This window comes from Vibrio sp. 2134-1, assembly GCF_033339495.1.
Genome location: NZ_JAWOUS010000347.1, coordinates 1 through 757, shown reverse-complemented (window position 1 = coordinate 757; position 757 = coordinate 1). Strand labels below are relative to the sequence as shown.

2 pseudogenes are annotated in these 757 nt (G+C 44.8%); both read left to right on the top strand.

The features are described from left to right. Positions 1–201: pseudogene (locus R7R78_RS25895) on the top strand (hypothetical protein); the annotation flags it as partial. A 115-nt stretch (positions 202–316) separates the two neighbouring features. Beyond that, positions 317–757, top strand: a pseudogene (locus R7R78_RS25890) (glycosyltransferase family 1 protein); the annotation flags it as partial.

Here is a 757-nt window from a genome sequence, read left to right as displayed (position 1 = left end):
AAATCCATTTCGCTGCTCACGCCCGATTCCGATTACGCACTGACTGTTGGCGCAAACGCGGTATTGAGCGGCCTTATCGGCACCATTGTCTCGGGTACGTTTCTTACTCAAGGCTTTACTTGGCCAATCTACATTCTTGCCGCGCTCACCGTGGTGGTCAGTCGTATCGTTCAATCTGATTGTCAAAATGAGAAATCCTAATCCTTTCATTTTGACAACAATACAACTAGCTGTTTTTAAAAGCTTAAATCCTTGGCACGCATTGTGATTACTCCTTCTATCAGAAACCAAATTTTAAGAACTCAAGGAGAAACACATGACGGATATCGTAGTATTTGGCGAAGACTTCGGCGGCCTACCATCATCAACGCAGCACATCGTTCAGCGACTTGCCACCAACCATCGCATTCTTTGGGTTAATTCCATCGGTTTAAGACAACCAAAACCGACGAATAAAGACATTCAACGTTTAGTGAGCAAGATTTCCCGCGTTTTCGGCGATACTGGCTCAGATAAGCCAACCATGCATTGTGATGCGGTAGACAACATTTTCACGGTAAATTTGCTGACAATACCGGCTCCCCACTCTGCTTTTTTAAGAAAAGTGGCAGCGAAGATGATGCAGCACCAACTAGAAAAACACTTAAAAGCGTTGAACTTCGACAACCCATTATTTTGGACATCCCTACCAACCGCCGCTGATGTGTGTAATGCCATGAATAAACGCGGGCTGATTTACTACTGCGGAGACGATTTT